The following is a 1,154-nucleotide window of genomic DNA, read 5'->3' as shown; positions in this document are numbered from 1 at the left end:
TGAAGCTCTGGCTGTTGCTGGAGCCGTCGGCGCTGGTGGCCAGCACGGTGATGCTGTGGCTGCTGGCGGTTTCGTAGTCGAGCGCGCCGGCCACCGTTACCACGCCGGTAGTGCTGTTGATGGCGAAACGGCCGCCGGCGTTGTCGCTCAGCGAATAGGTAATGGCTTGGCCACCGGCATCGGCATCGCTGGCGAAGGCGGTCAGGCCGACCGTGCTGCCGATGGCAGCATTCTCCAGCACCAGGTTGGCCGCAGCATTGCTGTCGCTAGGGCCAACTACCGGGTTGTCGTTCACATTGCCGACGTCGATGGTGAAGCTCTGGCTGTTGCTGGAGCCGTCGGCGCTGGTGGCCAGCACGGTGATGCTGTGACTGCTGGCGGTTTCGTAGTCGAGCGCGCCGGCGACGGTGACCACGCCGGTAGTGCTGTTGATGGCAAAGCGCCCGCCGGCGTTGTCGCTCAGCGAGTAGCTTATTGCCTGGCCGCCGGCATCGGCATCGCTGGCGAAGGCGGTGAGGCCGACCGTGGCGCCGATGGCGGCATTCTCCAGCACCAGGTTGGCCGCAGCATTGCTGTCGCTGGGGCCGACTACCGGGTTGTCGTTCACGTTGCCGACGCTGATGGTGAAGCTCTGGCTGTTGCTGGAGCCGTCGGCGCTGGTGGCCAGCACGGTGATGTCGTAGTGGTCGGCGGTCTCGCGGTCGAGGGCGCCGGCGACGGTGACCAGGCCGGTGCTGGCGTCGATGGCGAAACGGCCGCCGGCGCTGTCGCTCAGGCTGTAGCTGACGGCGTTGGTCGTCGCATCGTTGTCCTGGGCGAAGGCGGTGACGCCGACCGCGGTGCCGACGCTGCTGTTCTCATCCACCGCATTGGTGGCCGCATCGCTGTCGGCCGGGGTGCTGACGGTGAACTCGTTGACGTCGTTGAGGGCGATGGTGAAGGTTTTATCGGCAGTGGAGCCGTCGGCGCTGGTGGTGCGCACGGTGATGTCGTAGTGGTCGGCGGTCTCGCGGTCGAGCGCGCCGGCGACGGTGACCACGCCGCTGCTGGCATCGATGGCGAAGCGGCCGCCGGCGTTGTCGCTCAGGCTGTAGCTGACGCTGTTGGTGGTGGCATCGCCATCGCTGGCGAAGGCGGTGACGCCAACCACGGTA

1 protein-coding gene is annotated in these 1,154 nt (G+C 67.1%); it reads right to left on the bottom strand.

Features of this window, described 5'->3' with window-relative positions:
* A partial coding sequence (locus ACFOLG_RS15860) for a cadherin repeat domain-containing protein (RefSeq protein ID WP_386093581.1) occupies window positions 1-1,154 on the bottom strand: 1,154 nt, incomplete at both ends.

It is taken from the genome of Vogesella facilis, from assembly GCF_042648525.1.
GTDB lineage: Bacteria > Pseudomonadota > Gammaproteobacteria > Burkholderiales > Chromobacteriaceae > Vogesella > Vogesella facilis.
Note: the sequence above shows the minus strand (reverse complement) of the source record. Positions and strands in the feature narration are given on the sequence as shown.